This window comes from Sporosarcina sp. BI001-red, assembly GCF_003384035.1.
In the GTDB taxonomy this organism is placed as follows: domain Bacteria; phylum Bacillota; class Bacilli; order Bacillales_A; family Planococcaceae; genus Sporosarcina.
Window position 1 is genome coordinate 43,210 of record NZ_QQAK01000017.1, and the last position, 19,856, is coordinate 63,065.

Annotated in this window: 20 protein-coding genes and 1 tRNA gene; 20 read left to right on the forward strand and 1 reads right to left on the reverse strand. The window is 42.8% G+C overall.

Going from position 1 to position 19,856, the window contains the following annotated elements:
* Positions 1-4: 4 nt before the first annotated feature.
* From uvrA to DVB69_RS16780, 14 genes are all read left to right on the forward strand, one after another.
* Complete coding sequence (uvrA, locus tag DVB69_RS16715) at positions 5-2,878, forward strand: excinuclease ABC subunit UvrA (RefSeq protein ID WP_116020245.1); 2,874 nt, start codon at positions 5-7, stop codon at positions 2,876-2,878.
* Positions 2,879-2,950: 72 nt separating this feature from the next.
* Positions 2,951-4,168, forward strand: a complete 1,218-nt coding sequence (locus DVB69_RS16720; RefSeq protein ID WP_158541118.1) for a DUF4097 family beta strand repeat-containing protein — start codon at positions 2,951-2,953, stop codon at positions 4,166-4,168.
* Between the two features lie 164 nt (positions 4,169-4,332).
* The gene (gene hprK / locus DVB69_RS16725) at positions 4,333-5,286 is read left to right on the forward strand and encodes an HPr(Ser) kinase/phosphatase (protein WP_116020247.1); all 954 of its coding nucleotides are present in this window, start codon (positions 4,333-4,335) and stop codon (positions 5,284-5,286) included.
* Positions 5,287-6,093 carry a prolipoprotein diacylglyceryl transferase gene (lgt, locus tag DVB69_RS16730; protein WP_116020248.1) on the forward strand — a complete coding sequence of 269 codons (807 nt, stop codon included), beginning with the start codon at positions 5,287-5,289 and terminating at the stop codon, positions 6,091-6,093.
* 7 nt (positions 6,094-6,100) lie between these two features.
* Entirely contained in the window at positions 6,101-7,048 is a 948-nt protein-coding gene (locus DVB69_RS16735) for a nucleoside recognition domain-containing protein (protein ID WP_116020374.1), read from the forward strand.
* Positions 7,041-7,694 (forward strand): pyrophosphatase PpaX, encoded by a 654-nt coding sequence (gene ppaX, locus DVB69_RS16740; protein ID WP_116020249.1) that lies wholly within the window; start codon positions 7,041-7,043, stop codon positions 7,692-7,694. Before DVB69_RS16735 ends, ppaX begins: the two co-directional genes overlap by 8 nt.
* A complete protein-coding gene (locus DVB69_RS16745; RefSeq protein ID WP_116020250.1) occupies positions 7,691-8,215 on the forward strand; it encodes an acyltransferase in 525 nt (174 codons plus the stop codon). The genes ppaX and DVB69_RS16745 overlap by 4 nt, the downstream gene beginning before the upstream one ends.
* Positions 8,216-8,305: 90 nt before the next feature.
* A complete protein-coding gene (locus tag DVB69_RS16750; protein WP_116020251.1) occupies positions 8,306-9,832 on the forward strand; it encodes a tetratricopeptide repeat protein in 1,527 nt (508 codons plus the stop codon).
* Positions 9,833-9,935: 103 nt separating this feature from the next.
* A complete protein-coding gene (trxB, locus tag DVB69_RS16755) occupies positions 9,936-10,886 on the forward strand; it encodes a thioredoxin-disulfide reductase (protein ID WP_116020252.1) in 951 nt (316 codons plus the stop codon).
* Positions 10,887-11,097: 211 nt separating this feature from the next.
* A complete protein-coding gene (locus tag DVB69_RS16760) occupies positions 11,098-11,568 on the forward strand; it encodes an NUDIX domain-containing protein (RefSeq protein WP_116020253.1) in 471 nt (156 codons plus the stop codon).
* Positions 11,569-11,572: 4 nt separating this feature from the next.
* On the forward strand, positions 11,573-12,460 hold the full coding sequence (gene rapZ / locus DVB69_RS16765; RefSeq protein WP_116020254.1) for an RNase adapter RapZ: 888 nt from the start codon (positions 11,573-11,575) through the stop codon (positions 12,458-12,460).
* 4 nt (positions 12,461-12,464) lie between these two features.
* Entirely contained in the window at positions 12,465-13,448 is a 984-nt protein-coding gene (locus DVB69_RS16770; protein ID WP_116020255.1) for a gluconeogenesis factor YvcK family protein, read from the forward strand.
* A 25-nt stretch (positions 13,449-13,473) separates the two neighbouring features.
* A complete protein-coding gene (gene whiA, locus DVB69_RS16775) occupies positions 13,474-14,418 on the forward strand; it encodes a DNA-binding protein WhiA (protein ID WP_116020256.1) in 945 nt (314 codons plus the stop codon).
* Between the two features lie 16 nt (positions 14,419-14,434).
* Entirely contained in the window at positions 14,435-14,692 is a 258-nt protein-coding gene (locus DVB69_RS16780; protein WP_116020257.1) for an HPr family phosphocarrier protein, read from the forward strand.
* A gap of 48 nt (positions 14,693-14,740) precedes the next feature.
* Here DVB69_RS16780 and clpP read toward each other — a convergent pair whose 3' ends face one another.
* Complete coding sequence (gene clpP, locus DVB69_RS16785; protein WP_116020258.1) at positions 14,741-15,346, reverse strand: ATP-dependent Clp endopeptidase proteolytic subunit ClpP; 606 nt, start codon at positions 15,344-15,346, stop codon at positions 14,741-14,743.
* Positions 15,347-15,532: 186 nt separating this feature from the next.
* On the opposite strand from clpP, the gene DVB69_RS16790 reads away from it, so the two are divergent.
* The 6 genes from DVB69_RS16790 (at position 15,533) to gap (ending at position 19,756) form a co-directional block, all read left to right on the forward strand.
* Positions 15,533-15,604 (forward strand) — tRNA-Arg (locus tag DVB69_RS16790).
* A gap of 189 nt (positions 15,605-15,793) precedes the next feature.
* A complete protein-coding gene (locus DVB69_RS16795) occupies positions 15,794-16,369 on the forward strand; it encodes a LemA family protein (RefSeq protein WP_116020259.1) in 576 nt (191 codons plus the stop codon).
* Positions 16,369-17,181 carry a TPM domain-containing protein gene (locus DVB69_RS16800; protein WP_116020260.1) on the forward strand — a complete coding sequence of 271 codons (813 nt, stop codon included), beginning with the start codon at positions 16,369-16,371 and terminating at the stop codon, positions 17,179-17,181. The genes DVB69_RS16795 and DVB69_RS16800 overlap by 1 nt, the downstream gene beginning before the upstream one ends.
* Positions 17,182-17,261: 80 nt before the next feature.
* On the forward strand, positions 17,262-17,501 hold the full coding sequence (locus DVB69_RS16805; protein WP_116020261.1) for a glutaredoxin family protein: 240 nt from the start codon (positions 17,262-17,264) through the stop codon (positions 17,499-17,501).
* Positions 17,502-17,607: 106 nt separating this feature from the next.
* A complete protein-coding gene (locus DVB69_RS16810) occupies positions 17,608-18,663 on the forward strand; it encodes a sugar-binding transcriptional regulator (RefSeq protein ID WP_116020262.1) in 1,056 nt (351 codons plus the stop codon).
* A gap of 85 nt (positions 18,664-18,748) precedes the next feature.
* Positions 18,749-19,756, forward strand: a complete 1,008-nt coding sequence (gene gap / locus DVB69_RS16815) for a type I glyceraldehyde-3-phosphate dehydrogenase (protein WP_116020263.1) — start codon at positions 18,749-18,751, stop codon at positions 19,754-19,756.
* Positions 19,757-19,856: the final 100 nt, after the last annotated feature.

Consider the following 19,856-nt stretch of genomic DNA (forward strand, 5'->3'; position numbering starts at 1 on the left):
AGACATGAAAAATACTGAAATCTATATTCAAGGTGCCCGTGCGCACAACTTGAAAAACATTAACGTCACCATCCCGCGAGATCAGTTAGTCGTCATGACGGGTCTCTCTGGATCGGGCAAGTCATCCCTCGCTTTTGATACGATCTATGCAGAAGGGCAACGCCGATATGTGGAATCCCTCTCTTCTTATGCTCGCCAATTTCTCGGGCAGATGGACAAACCGGACGTAGATCTGATAGAAGGTCTATCACCCGCCATTTCGATAGATCAGAAAACAACGAGTCGAAACCCACGATCCACGGTAGGGACAGTTACCGAAGTATATGACTATTTAAGATTGCTGTTTGCACGCGTTGGAAAGCCGATTTGTCCCATTCACGGGATTGAAATCACTTCTCAGACAGTGGAGCAGATGACAGACCGTGTGCTTGAGCTGGAAGAACGGACACGGATTCAGATCTTAGCACCTATCGTTTCGGGTAGGAAAGGTACACATGTCAAGTTGCTGGAAGACTTGAAAAAGCAAGGGTATGTCCGCGTACGAATCGATGGTGAGACATTCGATTTAGATGACAACATCGAGCTGAACAAAAACAAAAAACATAATATTGAAGTCGTAGTCGACCGGGTTGTTATTAAAGAAGGGATTGCAGGTAGACTCAGTGATTCTCTTGAAGCGGCTCTTCGTCTTTCCGAAGGGGCTGCACTTGTTGATGTGATCGATGGGGAAGAACTTTTATTTAGCGAGCATCATGCGTGTCCGATATGTGGATTCTCTATCGGGGAACTTGAACCGAGAATGTTCTCGTTCAACAGTCCATTTGGAGCATGTCCGGATTGCGATGGACTTGGTATGAAGTTAGAAGTGGATCCCGAACTCGTTATTCCGGATTCCTCTCTTTCATTAAAAGAGAATGCAATTGTTCCTTGGATCCCGACAAGTTCACAATACTATCCAGAACTTTTGAAAACCGTTGCTCAACATTACGGAATTTCAATGGACTCACCTGTAAGTGAAATGGCGAAAGAAGATTTGGATAAAATCCTTACAGGCTCAAAAGAAGATAAAATACGATTTAAGTATACAAATGAGTTTGGTCAGACCCGTGATAATGCAATCTACTTCGAAGGGGTATTATCCAATGTGGAGCGTCGTTTCAACGAGACATCTTCTGACTATGTTCGTGAACAGATGGAGAAATATATGGCACAACGTCCATGCCCCACATGTAACGGCTATCGATTGAAACAGGAATCTCTCGCTGTAAAAGTGGATAATCTCCATATTGGTCAAGTAACTCAGAAATCGATTGTTGAAGCAAGATCATTTTTCAACAGTCTGCAGCTTTCTGAAAAGGATACGAAAATTGCTGAACTAATCCTCCGGGAAATCAACGAGAGACTTGGTTTTCTTGTCAATGTCGGCCTCGATTATTTGACGTTATCTCGCGCAGCTGGAACCCTTTCCGGTGGAGAAGCACAGCGGATCCGGCTTGCGACTCAAATTGGATCACGCCTCACGGGTGTCCTCTATATATTGGATGAACCGTCTATTGGTCTTCATCAAAGAGATAATGACCGGCTAATCAGTACGTTAAAGAGTATGAGAGACATCGGAAACACTCTCATTGTAGTGGAGCACGATGAAGACACCATGTTGGAAGCTGATTACTTGATAGATATCGGTCCGGGAGCAGGTGTAGCTGGAGGAGAAATCGTCTCTGCAGGGACTCCAGAGGAAGTGATGGCGGATCCAAACTCATTGACTGGGCAGTATTTAAGTGGGAAACGTTACATTCCTCTGCCAATTGAGCGCCGACAATCGGATGGTCGGAAAGTGACCATTAAAGGTGCTTCTGAAAACAATCTCAAAAAAGTGAATGTCGATTTCCCACTTGGTCAGTTCATTGCAGTCACAGGTGTTTCTGGATCAGGTAAAAGTACGCTCATCAACAGTGTTCTTCAAAAAATATTAGCACAAAAGTTGAATCGTTCAAAACAACGTCCAGGAGCGTATAAAAGCGTAGAAGGATTGGAAGAATTAGAAAAGGTGATTGAGATCGACCAATCGCCAATTGGACGAACGCCACGTTCCAACCCAGCTACGTATACAGGTGTTTTCGACGATGTCAGAGATGTATTTGCGATGACGAATGAAGCAAAAGTGCGTGGATACAAAAAAGGAAGATTCAGTTTCAATGTGAAGGGGGGACGTTGTGAAGCGTGCCGTGGAGATGGAATTCTTAAAATTGAGATGCACTTCCTACCTGATGTCTACGTTCCATGTGATGTGTGTCATGGGAAACGATATAACCGGGAAACCCTTGAAGTGATGTACAAAGGTAAAAACATAGCGGACGTCCTTGAAATGACGGCGGAATCCGCATCTCTGTTCTTTGAAAATATCCCTAAAATTCAACGCAAGTTACAAACGATTGTTGACGTTGGATTAGGGTATGTTCAATTAGGACAGCCTGCAACGACACTTTCCGGGGGTGAGGCACAACGCGTCAAGCTTGCTTCAGAACTCCACAAACGATCAAACGGAAAGTCGTTTTACATTTTGGATGAACCAACAACGGGACTTCACGTACATGATATCGCGAAACTCCTAAAAGTATTAGAACGACTCGTTGAGACTGGAAATACGGTATTAGTGATCGAGCATAATCTGGATGTCATTAAAACCGTGGATCATATTATTGACCTTGGACCTGAAGGTGGCGACAAAGGCGGTCAAATTATCGCTACAGGAACACCAGAACAGGTTGCAGAAAATAAAAAGTCGTATACAGGAATGTACTTGAATCCCATTCTGAACCGGGATCGCGGTCGTATGATGGCACGAATTGAACAAGCTGAAAATCCAGTCATATGAAACTTTTTTGGTTGTAAACCGTATAGATAAGCAGAACGTATGCACCATCATTCCACTCAGGAGGCGAAAGAAATGCAAAACGAAAGAAAACGCATTTTAACTATGCTTGAAAATGGAACGATTTCAACGGACGAGGCATTGACATTACTAGAAGCGCTATCTCAAAATGATTCTGCTAACAAGCCAGCGGATTTTTCTATTGACGTTAACCCATCTAAAACACAAGATCAGGCACAGAAAGAACCAAAAGATGAGCCTTTTACAGAGTCTGGAAAAGAAGAACAGTCTAAAGGAAAAGGGCAGTCTGCTAAATATGGTTGGTCGGGAACTTCTGCCGAAGAATTCATGGAAGACGTTCGTAAGGATTTAACAAACGTTGGTGACCAGTTCATGCAATTCATGCAAAGTGCAGTTCAGAAAGTTAAACAGTTCGATATGGAAAATCCATTTGGCGCGTCAACGACATTTGAGCACAAAATGCAAAAAGACGGAAAAGATTTGGAAGAGCTCATTGTGGATATCGATAACGGTAAACTATCGATTGTCCCAGGTGAAGGAGACGAAATTTCAGCAGTCTTTTCCGTTAAGACGTTCACGTCAAGCTCCGAAGAAGAAGCAAAGCAAGAGTTCTTGGAAAAGCTTATCTTTGTAAAAGACGACCAAACGCTTAGGATTTCAAGTAATTCGAAAACCGTTCAAGTGAATACAGTCCTTACTATACCTAAAAAAACCTACCGCAAGATTTCTGTGCGACTGTTGAACGGTGGATTCGACTTGCGCAATCTTGAAGCAGAAGTTCTCCGTGTGAAGACAGCTAACGGAAAAGTCAATGTCAGCTATGTCAAAGCTGGGGAAGTGGATATCGAAACCCTTAACGGTGAAATTCGATTGCTCAGTCTTGAAAGTCCCAAAGTCGAAACGCAAACACTGAATGGTCTCATCTACATTGATGGGAAAGTGAAAGATACCCAAGCTCGAACATTAAATGGTTCCATCTCAGTGACAACTACCCATGAAACTCCAGAAAAAGTTGATGTGAAAAGTGTAGGTGGAAATATAGAGTTGTATGTGCCTAGCTCACTCTCGTTAGTAGGTAGCATTACATCAACGATCGGTAGCCTAAACTTGAAACTGCCGGATGTTGAGAATACATCCAATCAGGATCAGCTTTTACATCGTTCTATGAACTTTAAGAAAGAAGTACAAGATTCTCCGTCTACACTACACGTTTTTGCGGAATCTAAAACAGGTTCTGTAATCGTTTGTTATTCACCTGATAAGAACGAATAATGAATAGAGTCGGCCTTCTCTCGTACGAATCGAGAGGAGGCTTTTTAATTCATTGTGTAAAAATACGAGACATGCACAGTAATCGGTGAGAAAACCGTTCAAAATCCATTGTACAATGGTAGAATGATGCATAGGTAACAATTGAAGATGGAGGTGGCTGTCAGATGAGTGGAGTCACGGTGAAGGATATAAAAGAACGGTTTGACCTAGAATTGCTTGCGGGTGCTAGTGGAATCGATAGGACGATTGAGATAAGTGATATTTCCCGTCCTGGACTAGAAATGGCTGGTTACTTCGATTTCTATACACGAACACGCATCCAACTGCTAGGAAAGACGGAGATTTCGTTTTTTGAAATGCTTCCAGAAGCTCTCCGTGTAGAGCGCATGGATTTGTTATGCACACCAGATACACCCGCATTTGTTCTAGCGCATGGTGTGGCACTCCCCCCTGAGCTTGAAGTAGCTGCAGAAAAAATGGGGATTTCTGTCCTTGGTGCCGATGTTCCAACTACGAGACTTTCCGGTATGCTGACAAATTTCATAGCTGGACGGTTAGCTCCTATGAAAACCCTTCATGGGGTGTTAGTGGACGTCTATGGGATTGGTGTCCTGATTACTGGGAAGAGTGGTGTTGGGAAAAGTGAGACGGCACTCGAACTAGTGAAGCGTGGACATCGCCTTATTGCGGATGATTCCGTCGAAATTCGGGAAGTTGCGAAGAATATCTTAATCGGTAGCCCTCCACCTTTGCTCCAACATATGTTGGAAATTCGAGGCGTAGGGATCATCGATATTATGACCCTTTTCGGAGCGAGTTCTGTAAAAGACGATAAGCGGATTGTTCTCGTCATTGACTTGGAAATATGGGATCCTGAAAAAATGTATGATCGTCTAGGTGTAGACGAAGACAAAATGAAAATCATGGATTCCGAAGTGCGGAAGTTAGTCGTACCTGTACGTCCAGGTCGAAATCTATCTGTGATCATCGAAGTTGCTGCAATGGATTATCGACTCAAAACGTTAGGCATCAATGCAGCTGAAGAATTTACAAACAAGCTGGATGCAGTGATTAGTCAAAAGGCTACTGCGGCAGAAGAAAAGGGGATTCACCGGTAAATGAATACATTATTAGCGATAGATCCAGTTGCGTTTTCATTTGGTACATTCGAAGTTCGTTGGTATGGGATTTTAATAGCAACGGGAATCATTTTAGCGTTTTTACTTGTCCAAAAAGAAATGGTAAAACAAAAGATGCATCCTGATTTTTTGACGGATATGCTCATTTGGGCAGTTCCAATCTCCATTATTTCCGCACGAATTTACTACGTCACCTTTTCTTGGGACTTCTACAAAGATCATCCAGGAGATATTATTAAAATCTGGGAAGGAGGCATCGCCATCCACGGTGCATTGATCGGAGCGATTATTACAGCCTTGATCTTTACAAGAAAACGTGGGGTGTCTTTCTGGAAAGTAGCAGATATTACAGCACCTGGTTTATTGATAGGTCAAATCATCGGGCGCTGGGGCAACTTTATGAACCAAGAAGCGCATGGCGGACCGGTGTCCCAGTCATTCCTTGAGAACAACATCATTCCAGATTGGATCATGAATCAGATGACGATTGATGGAATAACGTATCATCCGACATTTTTGTATGAGTCCCTGTGGAATGTTGTAGGGCTTGCACTCATTTTGTTGTTGCGACGAGTGAACTTGAGACGTGGCGAAATTTTTTGCTTCTACATCATTTGGTATTCAGTTGGACGGTTCTTCATTGAAGGGATGAGAACGGATAGCCTGTACGGAGGAGGACTTCGAGCAGCGCAAGTCGTTTCGATTTTAGGGGTGCTCATAGCTCTTGGAATACTCATTTATCGTAGGTTCATCATGAAAACGGATGTGAGGTACAATGACAACTAATGACAGTATGTCCACGCTCAAAAATGGGTTAGGTGCTGGATTGAAAACTACTTGGTCGCTGGGGAAAATCATTTTCCCCATCACGATTCTTGTAGTGATTTTACAACATACTCCGATATTGCCTTGGATTGTTAAGCTGATTTCTCCATTCATGAATCTTTTTGGATTGAGTGGAGAGGCTGCAATCCCGCTAGTCCTCGGAAATGCATTGAACTTGTATGCAGGAATCGCCGGAATCTTGTCACTCGATTTGACGGTGAAAGAAGTATTTATCCTCGCGGTCATGCTTAGTTTTGCACACAACCTGTTCATCGAAACGGGGGTTGCTTTGAAAGTGGGCGTCAAACTCTGGATTGTCTTGGTGGTACGCTTCGGTTTAGCGGCACTATCAGGCATAGTCATCAATCTCGTTTGGCGAGGTGGTGGAGAGATTGCGCAATATGGAATTTCACCTGAGTCAACTGTTGTACCTAACGGCTGGGTCGATATTTTTTTATTGGGACTGCAGAAAGCATCTTTCGGAGTTCTGCAACTCGCACTCATTGTCATCCCTCTGATGCTCGTTGTACAATTTTTGAAAGATCAAAACTATCTGGAGAAGTTTTCTTCGAAATTTTCACCTGTCACGAAACTAATCGGTGTCCAGCCGAACGCATCCCTAACTTTGGTGGCTGGCTTGGTCATTGGTCTTGCTTATGGTGCAGGGGTGATGATCCAAGCGGTTCAAGAAGACGGTGTTAGTAACCGGGATGCCACACTATCGTTCATCTTCCTTGTAGCATGTCACGCAGTCATAGAAGATACGTTATTATTCATCCCACTAGGAATTCCAGTCTGGCCACTGCTCCTAATCCGCATCATAACCGCGTTTGTGTTGACGATAGCAGTTGCGTTTTTCTGGAGACATAAGCTGAATGAGAAGCTGGAAAAGGAGGCTACTGTTGCCAATGGATAAGCCAATTACAACAATTCTGTTCGATTTGGACGGTACTTTACTCGATACCAATGAACTGATCATCCAATCTTTTGAGGGAGTGCTCGGCAAACATTACCCGGGGCAATATACACGTAAAGAGATTTTGCCTTTTTTAGGACCGACTTTAACAGATACGTTTAATGGGATGGATCCTTCCAGGACGGAAGGGATGATTCAAGAATATCGGGAATGGAACATGGCGAACCATGATCAGTTAGCTGCCGAGTTTGATGGGGTTACGGAAGTATTGACCCAATTAGCAGACAAGGGGATCCGGATGGCAATTGTGTCAACGAAACGAAATGATATGGTGCATAGAGGATTAAATTTGCTCGGTATCACACACTTATTTGACACGGTTATCGGATTAGACGATGTACAACGTCCAAAACCGAATCCTGAACCCCTTTTACTTGCGATGGACCGGTTGAATGCTTCAAAAGAAGAAGTACTGATGGTTGGCGATAACTTCCACGACATCGAAGGCGGTAAAAATGCTGGGGTCCGAACAGCTGCTGTTGCCTGGTCTCTGAAAGGTCCTGAATTTCTTTCTACTTTTAACCCAGACTACATGTTGACCCACATTTCAGATCTCTACGAACTCGTAGGTGTGGCTGTAAAATGAGGAAGACGGAGCGTTTTATGGTAAAAGGGGAAGGGAATTCACTTTGGAACTTATACACATCCGTGTCTTTTTTTAAAGTGGCGAAAAATTTCCTAGTCATTCAAATTGCTCGTTATATTCCATTCTTTAAAGCGAAGAACTGGCTATATAAAACATTTCTGCGGATGGAAGTCGGTCAGCATACTGCATTTGCTCTCATGGTCTTTCCTGATGTCATGTTTCCAGAACGCATTCGAGTCGGCAAGAACTCTATTATAGGGTTCAATTCCACTATTCTAGCCCACGAATACTTAATCGATGAATACCGGATCGGGAATGTCGATATTGGAGACGAAGTCATGATCGGTGCAAACTCCACAATCTTACCGGGTGTTACAATAGGTGATGGAGCGGTCGTTTCTGCAGCTTCACTGGTGAATCGGGATATCCCTGCGGGTGCGTTTGCAGGTGGGAATCCTGTGCGTATCATTTACACAGCTGAACAGGTTGCAGAACGCAAAGAAAACCAACCTAAGGTTTAACGTTGTACAAAAGAAGTTATGGTATACTGTAGACATATTGCAAGAAGGAGCGTTTTCCTCGTTCCTTCTTGTTTTTTCGGAGGAATCTGTTTGGATAAAAACGAGCAATACAAAAACAATAAGATTATTTCATTTGTCCCAGACGGTGATTTTTATTATGAACGAGCGCTTGCAGAAATTAAGAAAGAACAATTTCCGGAAGCTCTGAAGTATTTGAAACGAGCGGTGGAACTTAATCCTAAAGACCACCAGATCGTCATGCAATATGGAATTATGGTAATGGAAGAAGGGCGTTTTGAAGAAGCGCTGGATCTACTTATTCAAGCGTACGAATTGGAACCGACAGATGGCGATGTGATCTTCTACCTTGCAGAAATTCATGCACATCTAGGATTATTACGTGAAGCAAAGTTATTTGCAGAAAAATATATGGATGTAGCACCTGAAGGGGAACTTTCTGAAGAGGCAAAAGAGATTATTGAATTTGCAGAGCAAGAAGCAGCGTTTTTAGCAGACGACCAACCAGCGGACGAAGAACTTCACTTGTTACAAGAAAAGTCAAGACGTTTAATGGAAACCGGAGAGTTTGACAAAGCGGTTTCCGTTCTTGAAGACATTGTGGTGGATTATCCGGAATCTTGGTCTTCTTTTAACAACCTGGCACTCGCTTATTTTTATAGAGGCGAAACGTCTGATGCACGAGAACTATTGTATGATGTGCTTCGAAAAGACAAAGGGAATGTCCATGCCTTATGTAATCTTGCGGTTTTCTACTATTATGAAGGCGATCAGGAGAAACTACTGCCCCTCGTTGACTTGCTCGTAAAAATACGACCGTATCAGTTTGAAAATCGCTACAAATTAGGAGCTACATTTGCTCTTATTGGAAATCATAAAGAAGCCTACTACTGGTTACGAAGCATACAAAAGAAAGGTTTTGAAGGGGATTCTGGATTCTTCTTTTGGCTAGCCCATGCTGCGTTCTTTTCAGGACATCGCCAGCAGGCTGAAACGGCATTTAGCCGACTGATAGAAATCGACCCTTCGAAGGCTGGGCTGGAACCGTGGGCTGACGAGAATGCGGATAAGCAAATCGATACTTCTATTTTTACGCAGGACAAGCAATTTTTGCTCGACAAAATAGGCAATGAGTATGTTAGTGAGAAGATGTTCGGCTTTTTCCTATTAGGAAAGTCCATTCATAAACAAGAAATCGTAGCACACCCTGCTTATATCGATGTTGAAAAGTTGGAGGATCTTGAGAAACTAGTTCTCGCTTCAAGTTTGGATTATCAGCTTGTTGAAAAGTCAGTAGCAGATCAAGCGTTCAATCGCGCTATGCAAGCGAGTGAGCTGTTATATGCCAAGCACAAACCGCTTGATGAGGAAGGGACTCATCTATTTCAAATGTGGTTTACGTTATTTGAAATCGGCATTACGAAAAACTACCCCTTTAAAAACCCAAAAGCGATTGCTGCAGCCGCAGACTATATGTTCCACTCTTCCCGTAGTAAAGGGGTCACCAAAACAAAACTTGCCGCATTGTATGAAATAAGCACACCCACTCTTACTAAATATGTGGGTGAGTTGTTCGAATTCCTTCCCAATTTCTCGTGAAAAGTGGTTAATTCCCTTCGTGAATAGTAGGCAGAAAAGTTGAAGAAAAGTCAGAAACCTTATACGATTTGAACGGAAGTAGTTAATAAGAGGAGGAACTAGAATGTCAGCTGAAACAATTTATGACGTAATTATTATTGGAGCAGGACCTGCTGGTATGACAGCCGCAGTATATACGGCACGCTCTAATATGTCGACTCTCATGTTAGAACGAGGAGTCCCAGGCGGCCAAATGGCAAGCACTGAAGAAATTGAAAACTACCCAGGATTCGAGTCGATTCTTGGACCTGAGTTATCTACTAAGATGTTCGATCACGCAAAACGATTCGGAGCGGAATATGCTTATGGTGATGTTAAAGAGATTATTGATGGAAAAGAATATAAAACATTAATTGCGGGTTCAAAAGAGTATAAAGCGCGCTCGATCATTATTACAACAGGTGCGGAATACCGTAAAATGGGCATTCCCGGTGAAACGGAGTTAACAGGCCGAGGAGTTAGTTACTGTGCGGTTTGTGACGGTGCTTTCTTTAAAAATAAAGAAATTATCGTCATCGGTGGCGGCGATTCTGCAGTTGAAGAGGGGACGTACCTTACTCGTTTCGCAAGCAAAGTTACAATCATCCACAGACGTGGGGAGTTGCGTGCGCAGAAAATTCTTCAACAACGCGCATTTGCCAATGACAAGATTGACTTCATCTGGAATTCAACCGTTAAAGAAGTGCACGGTAAAGATGGAAAAATCGATTCAGTCACATTGGTATCTACAGAAGATGGTGCTGAACAAGAGTTTAAAACTCAAGGTATGTTCATCTACATCGGACTCGATCCAATCACTGCACCTTTCAAAAATCTTGGTATCTTAGATGCAAATGGTTACATTAAAACGAACGAAGTGATGGAAACGGAAATTCCTGGGGTATTCGCAGCTGGGGATGTACGTGAAAAACTACTTCGTCAAGTGGTTACCGCAACAGGTGACGGAAGTATTGCTGCACAATCTTGTCAAAAGTATGTAGAAGAATTGACCGGTTCCCTTGAAGCTCAAGTTTGAGTATCTAATCTTTTCTTAACGAACCTTTAACAATTCTGTAACGCTACTGAAATAGTGTTCGGTTATACTAAGAGTGTTGAACGACCCCCTATTTTTAATAAACTTTTAGGCTGCCGGAGTGTACCATGCTGGCAGCTTCTTTTTGTGTCGCTTTTCAAGGAAATCGATTATACTTATTACTATGTGAACAAAAGAGAAGTGAGGAACGCTTATGCAAAGAATTGTAAACCTGCTCGTCGTAAAAGATGGCAAAACCTTATTATTGAAAAAGCCACGTAGAGGATGGTATGTGGCTCCTGGTGGAAAGATGGATGCGGGTGAATCGATCATGGAAACCGCAGTTCGTGAATTTACAGAAGAAACCGGGGCAAAACCTATAGATCCTTATCTTAAAGGTGTGTTCACCATGGTCATACGTAATGGTGAAGAAGTCGTGGATGAATGGATGTTGTATACGTTTGTCGCTCAAGACTTAACAGGAACTCCTCTAACACAAACGATTGAAGGAGAACTTGAATGGCATCCGACAGAAGCACTGAATACTCTTCCTATGGCAGAAGGCGATCGGACAAACTTGCTATTTGCAAGTTCAAGCCCAGGTATTCAATATGGAACTTTCACGTATACAGAGGAATTTGAGCTACTTGACGAAAAAATTCAAAAGTCTATGGAAGGTGATTGAACCGATGGAGATTGACGCACATTTTGAAGAACTCGAACTTGTCATTATTACAGGTATGTCGGGTGCGGGTAAGTCCGTAGCGATGCAAAGTTTTGAGGATATGGGCTACTATTGCATTGATAATTTACCACCGGAATTACTTGTTACATTTCTCGACTTGATGATGAAATCTGCGGATAAAAAATCGAGAATAGCTGCTGTCATCGATACTCGTGGTGGCGGACTATTTGATGCTCTACTTGACGCGATAGATAACTTGACTCGAATGGAAAATGTATCGACACGAATTCTATTTCTTGAAGCGGATGATGAAACACTAGTAAGCCGCTATAAAGAAACGCGTAGATCTCACCCACTTGCAAATGGGCGACAGCCGTTAACGGGAATTCAAAAAGAACGAGGCCTTCTAAGTGATGTGAAGGGTCGTGCACGTTCAATCTTTAATACATCAAGCATGAAACCGAAACAACTTAGAGATAAAATTATTGCTGAGTTCTCAGTAGGTGAAGGTGAGAACTTCACTTTGAATTTTATATCGTTCGGATTCAAACATGGAATGCCGATTGATGCAGATGTCGTTTTTGACGTTCGTTTTTTACCGAATCCTTATTATATAGAATCGATGCGTCCTCAGACTGGCCTCGACAAGGATGTCTACGAGTACGTTCTGAAGTGGGACGATACACAAACCTTGATAACGAAACTGTCCGATCTTTTTCAGTTTTTAATCCCGCAATATAAGAACGAAGGTAAATCGCAAGTTGTAATTGCATTTGGTTGTACAGGTGGACAACACCGTTCAGTCACCCTAGCCGAATACTTTGGGAATCTTTTTAAAGATGACTATACAACGTATGTAACACACCAGCATATCGAAAAGAGAAAGGGCTGACGCTATGACAACATCCAAAAACCGCAAAAAGATTGTGGTGTTTGGAGGCGGTACCGGTTTGTCGACATTACTCCGAGGGTTGAAGAAGTACCCAGTCGATTTAACCGCAGTCGTAACAGTTGCAGATGATGGTGGAAGTTCAGGGAGGTTGTTGGATCAGTATGATATCCCGCCTCCCGGTGATGTCCGAAAGGTGATGGCAGCGCTTTCAGATGTTGAACCTCTCATCGAGCAGCTTTTCCAGTACCGTTTTACAACAAAAGACGATCTTCACGGACATTCACTAGGTAACTTAATGCTTGCAGCCATGACAGATATTACAGGTGATTTTGCCAGTGCTGTTAAGAAAACAGGACAAGTCCTGAATATTAAGGGCAAAGTACTTCCAGCTGCAAATCAACGAATTAAGTTGCATGCAGAGCTAGATGATGGAACAATCGTAACAGGAGAGTCTAAAATTCCGATGTATGCGCGTAAAATACGTCAAGTCTATTTATCCCCACAAGATGCTAAGCCTTTACCAGAGACATTGGTTGCGATCCAGCAGGCAGATTTAATCATCATTGGACCGGGAAGTTTGTATACGAGTATTTTACCTTCCTTGCTTGTACAAGATATTCGGGATGCCGTTCTTAAAAGTGAAGCGAGTAAAGTGTACGTAGGAAATTTAACAACGCAAAAAGGTGAAACGTATCGGTATACGGCTTCTGAGCATGTTGCTGCGCTATATGATCATGTCGGAAAACCGTTTTTAGATGCCGTATTGCTGAATAAGACAGACATCATGCCACTTCTAACTGAAGCAGGGCAGACCGTCACCTCATGGCCCGTTGAACGGGATCTTGAAGAATTGCAAAAGTTAGTGCCTCAAATTTGGCAAGAAGACATTGCACTCGCAGAAAATGAGCGGGTGTTGCATGATGCAGAAAAAGTAGCACAATGGTTCGTAACTTACATAACAGACGAATCTAAAACAAAACAGACGTGATCGTCACCGGGAAAGGGGAGAGTTCATGTCTTTCGCATCAGAAACAAAAAAGGAATTGACACAAATCGAAGCGGAGGATTGCTGTACAAAAGCAGAAGTTGCAGCGTTCATCCGCATGAATGGTGTCCTCTCATTTTCCAATAAGACCATTAGCTTGGACGTTCAAACAGAAAATGCAGCTATAGCAAGAAGACTCTATTCAAACTTGAAAAAGCTTTACAACTATAAAGTTGAATTGCTCGTACGCCGTAAAATGCGTCTCAAGAAAAACAATGTCTATATATGTAGAATCCGGGAAGGGGCTCGTCAGCTATTAGATGATTTGGACATATTAACGAATACATTTCAGTCCAATCAGACGATCTCAGAGACAATTATTCCGAATGATTGTTGCAAGCGGGCTTATCTACGTGGGGCATTCCTTGCAGGAGGATCGGTGAATAACCCGGAGACCTCTTCGTATCACCTGGAAGTCTTCTCGATGTACGCAGAACACTCCGATGCGTTAGTGGAAATCATGAACGATTATCAGCTTAATGCGAAATCGATTGAACGTAAAAAGGGATTCGTTGCTTATTTGAAAGAAGCGGAAAAAATTGCGGACTTCTTGAGTATCATTGGTGCACATGTGGCGCTCATGCGTTTTGAAGACATCCGGATTGTCCGTGATATGCGCAATAGCGTAAATCGGTTGGTGAACTGTGAAACTGCGAATCTGAACAAGACCATCACTGCAGCTCAACGCCAAGTCGAAAATATTAAACTGATCAAATCGACCATTGGTTTGGAACAGTTACCTGACAGGTTGCAAGAAATTGCACATTTACGAGTGGAGTATCAGGATATCACATTGAAAGAATTAGGTGAGATGGTATCAGGGGGAACTGTAAGTAAATCAGGTGTCAATCACCGTTTACGCAAAATCGATGAGATTGCCGAAAAAGTTCGAGTCGGCGGAATTAAAAAATAGGAAGGGGCTAAAAGAAATGATAGAGAAAACCGCTGAAGTGAAAATTAAGCCAGGTTTGCAAGCAAGGCAGGCAGCGTTATTTGTGCAAGAAGCGAATCGTTACACTTCCGATGTATATGTCAAACGAGATGAGCGCCAAGTAAATGCGAAGAGTATTATGGGCGTTATGAGTTTAGCGATAGCACAAGGAAGTACAGTTACATTGATTGCTTCTGGGGGCGATGAAGAACAAGCTGCAGAAGCGTTGAGTGCATTTGTACAAGGGCTAAGTTAACAAAAAAGACGCCCCGTTAGTAACGGGACGCCTTAGTGGAACTTGCTATTATTTACCTTCAGAATCTTTCATATCGCTACGTGTAATGATGTGGTCGATTAATCCATATTCTTTTGCGCGTTCTGCGGTCATGAAGTTATCGCGGTCTGTATCTTTCTCAATCACTTCGATCGGTTGACCTGTACGCTCAGAAAGAATCTGGTTAAGTTTCCCACGGATGAAGAGAATGTGTTTCGCAGCAATTTCAATTTCAGTTGCCTGACCTTGAGCACCGCCAAGTGGTTGGTGAATCATGACTTCAGCGTTAGGAAGCGCATAGCGTTTTCCTTTTGTACCAGCTGAAAGTAAGAATGATCCCATTGAAGCGGCCATACCGATACAAATTGTTTGGATGTTCGGCTTAATATATTGCATCGTATCATAGATTGCCATACCAGCTGTGATACTGCCCCCTGGGCTGTTAATATAAATCGAGATGTCTTTGTCTGGATCTTCTGATTCAAGGAATAGTAATTGAGCAACGATCGAGTTTGCTACGTTGTCGTCAATTGCGCTTCCAAGCATGATGATGCGGTCTTTTAGCAAGCGGGAGTATATGTCATACGCTCGCTCTCCGCGATTCGTTGTTTCAATAACTGTAGGAATTAAGTTCATTTTTAGTTCCTCCCTTTTAATAGTTGAATCTGTCGTATGTTAATGCGGTTTCCCGCCTAACCATGACTTTATCATACATAGTATGGTCAACTAAGGTCAAATATAACGCTTTACAAGTATTTGTTGCTTTTGAATCCACCAACAAGTATACTATAACTTGTCCGCTGCAAACTTAGTTACTGTCTAGCCCTCGTGGTGCAATGGATAGCACGCAAGCCTCCGAAGCTTGAAATGTGGGTTCGACTCCCGCCGAGGGCATATAGGTGCTTTAAGATACTCACCCGTTTGTATGGAAATCATACAATCGGGTGAGTATTTTTGTTTAGAAAGAAACTTTTTCTAGCGTAGTTCGTATATAGAGTTACGAACAAGTTTTGAGGATCTAGGTTTCAGGGTAAACTTCTGAAAGTGTAAAAATGAAGAGATTATTGAGGAGGCGGGGATTTTTTGAAGAAGTTATTGGGGCCCATAGGGGTCATAGTAGGGATAATTATAGTATTGGCGCTAATTTTAGTACCTAGCTACAACAAATTCGTTACATCAGACGAGAACGTAGACCAAGCGTATTCTCAAATCGAAACGCAACTGCAAAGAAGAGTGGATCTTATTCCTAACTTGGTGCATACCGTAAAAGGGTTCGCAAAACAGGAGAAAGATGTAATTGGTCAAGTAACAGAGGCTCGTTCGAAACTAGCTGGCGCAAATGGACCTCAGGAGCAAGCTGCGGCGGACACTGAGCTTTCAGGAGCGCTTAGTCGATTGTTGGTCGTTGTAGAGAATTATCCTGAACTGAAGAGTAATGAAAACTTTAAGCAACTTTCTGATGAGTTAGCAGGGACTGAGAACCGACTTGCTGTAGCACGGAAAGATTACAATGACGAGGTCGCTTCGTATAACAAACAAGTGAAGCGTTTCCCGGGCAAACTCGTTGCGTCGGTTTTTGGATTTGACGAAAAGGAATACTTCAAATCGGATGCCGGTGCTGAAAAAGCACCTGAAGTCGACTTTGGAGCAGATGAGTAATGAAGAAGATAGCTGTTCGAGCAATTGCCCTGCTTGGCATGCTTCTAGTTATGTTATCGATTGTTCAACCTGTAGTTCACGCAAAAGTGGATATAGTGCAAGATGAATCAGGTATTTTGTCTGATAGTCAAATAAAGGAACTGATCGATTATGGAACACGGTTAGAACAAGCAACCGGTGCTCAATTTGCTGTGTTGATTGTACCGGATACGAATGGTGAGGACTTCCAGGACTATGCGGTAGAGAAGTTTCGTGAGCTTAAGTTAGGCGATGCCAAAGAAGAAAACGGAGCTTTATTATTCGTCAAAACTGGTGGTCCAAAAGGCTCCCGCGACTTTCGTTTAATTGTTGGATATGGATTAGAAGGGGCTCTTCCTGACGGGAAAATTGGACGGATTACAGACCAAGTTTCTACACCTTATTTAAAAGCAGAGCAACCAGACCTAGCCGTTATGGAAGCATACAAAGCTTTTTATAACGAAATTGCTAAAGAATATGACCTGGAAGGTTCAGAATTACCCGTTGCTACCTATGATGGGGGAAACTACGATGACGATGACGGTGGGTTCCCTATTGTCCCAATCATCGTAATCGGTTTTATCCTTATTCAGATTTTCTTTAACTCTGGAAGAGGCGGAGGTTCTGGAGGTTCAGGAGGACCCGGCGGCCGACGTCGTGGTGGCGGCATGGTCTTCTTCCCTGGCTCATTCGGAGGTGGTTCTGGAGGTTCAGGTGGCGGAGGCGGTTTCGGAGGCTTTGGCGGCGGTGGTGGTGGTTCCACTGGTGGCGGAGGCGCAGGCCGAAGCTGGTAATCCCAAAACGATCTACACAACACTTCGTGTTGCGTAGATCGTTTTTTCATTTTACACTGAAGTTATAGGGAGGGATTCTCATGCATGTATTATTTTATACGAAACCAGGCTGTCCGTTGTGTGACGAAGCTGAACAGATGATGCAGCTCATCCAGGAAGACTATCCTTTAACGTGGACTGCTGTTAACATTGAAGAGGATGATGTGAAACATGAGCAATACGTGTTTATGATTCCTGTCGTGGAAAAAGATGATGAGGTTCTGTGTTCAGGTGTAATTAGTTATGTCGATCTTGCATTACTTTTTAAATCTGGAGTTTAAATTTGAAATTATCGGGAATAGTATGTATAGTTGCATTATAAGTTAATATATTTTTTTGATTTCTGTGGGACGTATTTTATCCAACGTGGTCAAAAGATGTCCTAAGTTGAAAGGGGGAGTCTCTCTGAAACTGTCTATTGTTGAAGCACAGGAAAAGTTGGTACCGGAAATGATGGCGACTCTGCAACAACGTTATCTTGTGCTTAAACTCATAAAATCATCCGGACCAATCGGAAGACGACCTCTTGCAGACACTGCGGGATTATCTGAACGCGAAACGCGCTCGGTAATGGAAGCTCTAAGAGATCAGCAACTCATACGTGTTGCAAAAGAGGGAGCGACTGTCACTGCGGAGGGCGAAAGTGTATTGGAGCAACTTGGACCGTTAATTGAGCTCCAATATGGCAAGAATGTTCTTGCTAAGCGTATTAAAAGTTATTTTTCCATACAAGATGTACACATTGTAAAAGGGGACAGTTCAGAACCAGGGGGTTCCAATGAATTACTTGGAACTGAAGCTGCATCTGTTTTTGCAAGTCGCATTGGAAATGGACGTATCGTGGCCGTTACAGGCGGAAGTACAATGGCAGCAATTCCGAAACACTTGAGTTGTTACCCAGGTGCGGAGGATACGGTCTTCATCCCTGCTAGAGGTGGGGTTGGAAATAATATAGGGCAACAAGCCAATGTCATTGCGGCTACATTTGCACATACGTGTAATGCGTCGTATAAGTCCTTGTATTATCCTGAGTCCCTGAGTGAAGAAGCACATGCCATATTCCTCAGAGAACCAACCGCACAAAAAATGCTTCAACTGTATGAGACTACGGATTGCTTGATGCATGGAATTGGCGATGCAAAAAAAATGGCGGCAATGCGAGATTCCAATGAAGAAGAACAACAGTTACTGGATTCCAGATGTGCAAAAGGTGAAGCTTTCGGGTATTACTTTAATGACGCTGGGGAAATTGTTCATCACCTACGAACGGTTGGAATTCAAACCGATCACTTGAAACGTATTCCATTGGTATTAGCAGTGGCGGGAGGCTCGGCAAAAGCGGAAGCGATTCTTTCGTATTTACGCGGAGCTACAAAGCAAACTGTTCTTATTACGGATGAAGGCGCTGCAAGGGAAATTGTGAATTTGCTAGCGAACGACTAACACAACTTGTTTACAAATGGCTTGCTTTGGAAAGGTTCCGAAGTATGCCATCTAAATATAACAACAAAACTTGGAGGGATTTTACATGACTGTAAAAATGGCGATTAATGGATTTGGACGTATTGGACGTATTGTAATGAGAGACACACTAGAGCACGAGGAACTTGAAGTTGTAGCAGTAAACGACTTAACGGATGCACCAATGCTTGCTCACTTGTTGAAGTATGATTCAGTTCACGGAATTCTGGATGCAGACATCACTTCGGATGAAAACCATATAATTATTAACGGTAAAAAAATTCGTGTCTATGCTGAAAAAGATCCAGCTAACCTTCCATGGAAAGACCTTGGAGTCGACATCATTGTTGAAAGTACTGGAGTATTCCGCGACGCTGCAGGCCTACAAAAACACATCGATGCTGGGGCTAAGAAAGTAATTCTTTCTTCACCTGCTAAAGGCGATGTAAAAACACTTGTTATGGGTGTGAACGAACAAGAATATGATGCAGCAACGGACCACTATGTATCCAATGCTTCATGTACTACAAACTGTTTAGCACCAGTCGTTAAAGTATTGAACGAAAAATTCGGTGTTGAGCGTGGGATGATGACAACAATTCACTCATACACAAACGATCAGCAAATTCTTGACCTTCCACACGAAGACTATCGTCGTGCTCGTGCGGCAGCAGAATCTATGATTCCAACAACTACAGGAGCAGCATCTGCTGTAACAAAGGTAATTCCTGAATTGAAAGGGAAATTGGATGGAATGGCTGTACGTGTTCCAACACCAAACGTTTCACTCGTTGACTTTGTAGCTGAGTTGAAAAAAGACGTTACAGTTGAAGATGTAAACAGTGCGTTAAAAGATGCGGCTGAAAACGAACTAAAAGGTTACTTGTTCTACAACGACCTTCCACTCGTTTCGAAAGACTATAATGGCAACCATGCTTCTTCTACAGTGGATGGTCTGTCAACAATGGTTCTCGGAGATAACATGGTAAAAGTAATTAGCTGGTATGACAACGAACAAGGATATGCTGCACGATGTGTCGACCTTGCGTTGTTCATGAACAAAAAAGGGCTATAAGATTCAATCCTAAACATATATCGGGCACACAAAATCTGGCTTATCAGATTGTGACCGATTATACTTAATAGAGGGCAGGAGGAACGGCATTGCCCGGTTC

What these genes read in the sequence shown, in the direction of transcription:
- DVB69_RS16745 (WP_116020250.1), top strand. Translation starts at nt 7,691, where the DNA reads ATGAGGAAGACGGAGCGTTTTATGGTAAAAGGGGAAGGGAATTCACTT.
- whiA (WP_116020256.1), top strand. Translation starts at nt 13,474, where the DNA reads ATGTCTTTCGCATCAGAAACAAAAAAGGAATTGACACAAATCGAAGCG.
- DVB69_RS16760 (WP_116020253.1), top strand. Translation starts at nt 11,098, where the DNA reads ATGCAAAGAATTGTAAACCTGCTCGTCGTAAAAGATGGCAAAACCTTA.
- DVB69_RS16800 (WP_116020260.1), top strand. Translation starts at nt 16,369, where the DNA reads ATGAAGAAGATAGCTGTTCGAGCAATTGCCCTGCTTGGCATGCTTCTA.
- rapZ (WP_116020254.1), top strand. Translation starts at nt 11,573, where the DNA reads ATGGAGATTGACGCACATTTTGAAGAACTCGAACTTGTCATTATTACA.
- lgt (WP_116020248.1), top strand. Translation starts at nt 5,287, where the DNA reads ATGAATACATTATTAGCGATAGATCCAGTTGCGTTTTCATTTGGTACA.
- gap (WP_116020263.1), top strand. Translation starts at nt 18,749, where the DNA reads ATGACTGTAAAAATGGCGATTAATGGATTTGGACGTATTGGACGTATT.
- ppaX (WP_116020249.1), top strand. Translation starts at nt 7,041, where the DNA reads ATGGATAAGCCAATTACAACAATTCTGTTCGATTTGGACGGTACTTTA.
- DVB69_RS16770 (WP_116020255.1), top strand. Translation starts at nt 12,465, where the DNA reads ATGACAACATCCAAAAACCGCAAAAAGATTGTGGTGTTTGGAGGCGGT.
- DVB69_RS16720 (WP_158541118.1), top strand. Translation starts at nt 2,951, where the DNA reads ATGCAAAACGAAAGAAAACGCATTTTAACTATGCTTGAAAATGGAACG.
- DVB69_RS16805 (WP_116020261.1), top strand. Translation starts at nt 17,262, where the DNA reads ATGCATGTATTATTTTATACGAAACCAGGCTGTCCGTTGTGTGACGAA.
- uvrA (WP_116020245.1), top strand. Translation starts at nt 5, where the DNA reads ATGAAAAATACTGAAATCTATATTCAAGGTGCCCGTGCGCACAACTTG.
- hprK (WP_116020247.1), top strand. Translation starts at nt 4,333, where the DNA reads ATGAGTGGAGTCACGGTGAAGGATATAAAAGAACGGTTTGACCTAGAA.
- DVB69_RS16735 (WP_116020374.1), top strand. Translation starts at nt 6,101, where the DNA reads ATGTCCACGCTCAAAAATGGGTTAGGTGCTGGATTGAAAACTACTTGG.
- trxB (WP_116020252.1), top strand. Translation starts at nt 9,936, where the DNA reads ATGTCAGCTGAAACAATTTATGACGTAATTATTATTGGAGCAGGACCT.
- DVB69_RS16780 (WP_116020257.1), top strand. Translation starts at nt 14,435, where the DNA reads ATGATAGAGAAAACCGCTGAAGTGAAAATTAAGCCAGGTTTGCAAGCA.
- clpP (WP_116020258.1), bottom strand. Translation starts at nt 15,346, where the DNA reads ATGAACTTAATTCCTACAGTTATTGAAACAACGAATCGCGGAGAGCGA.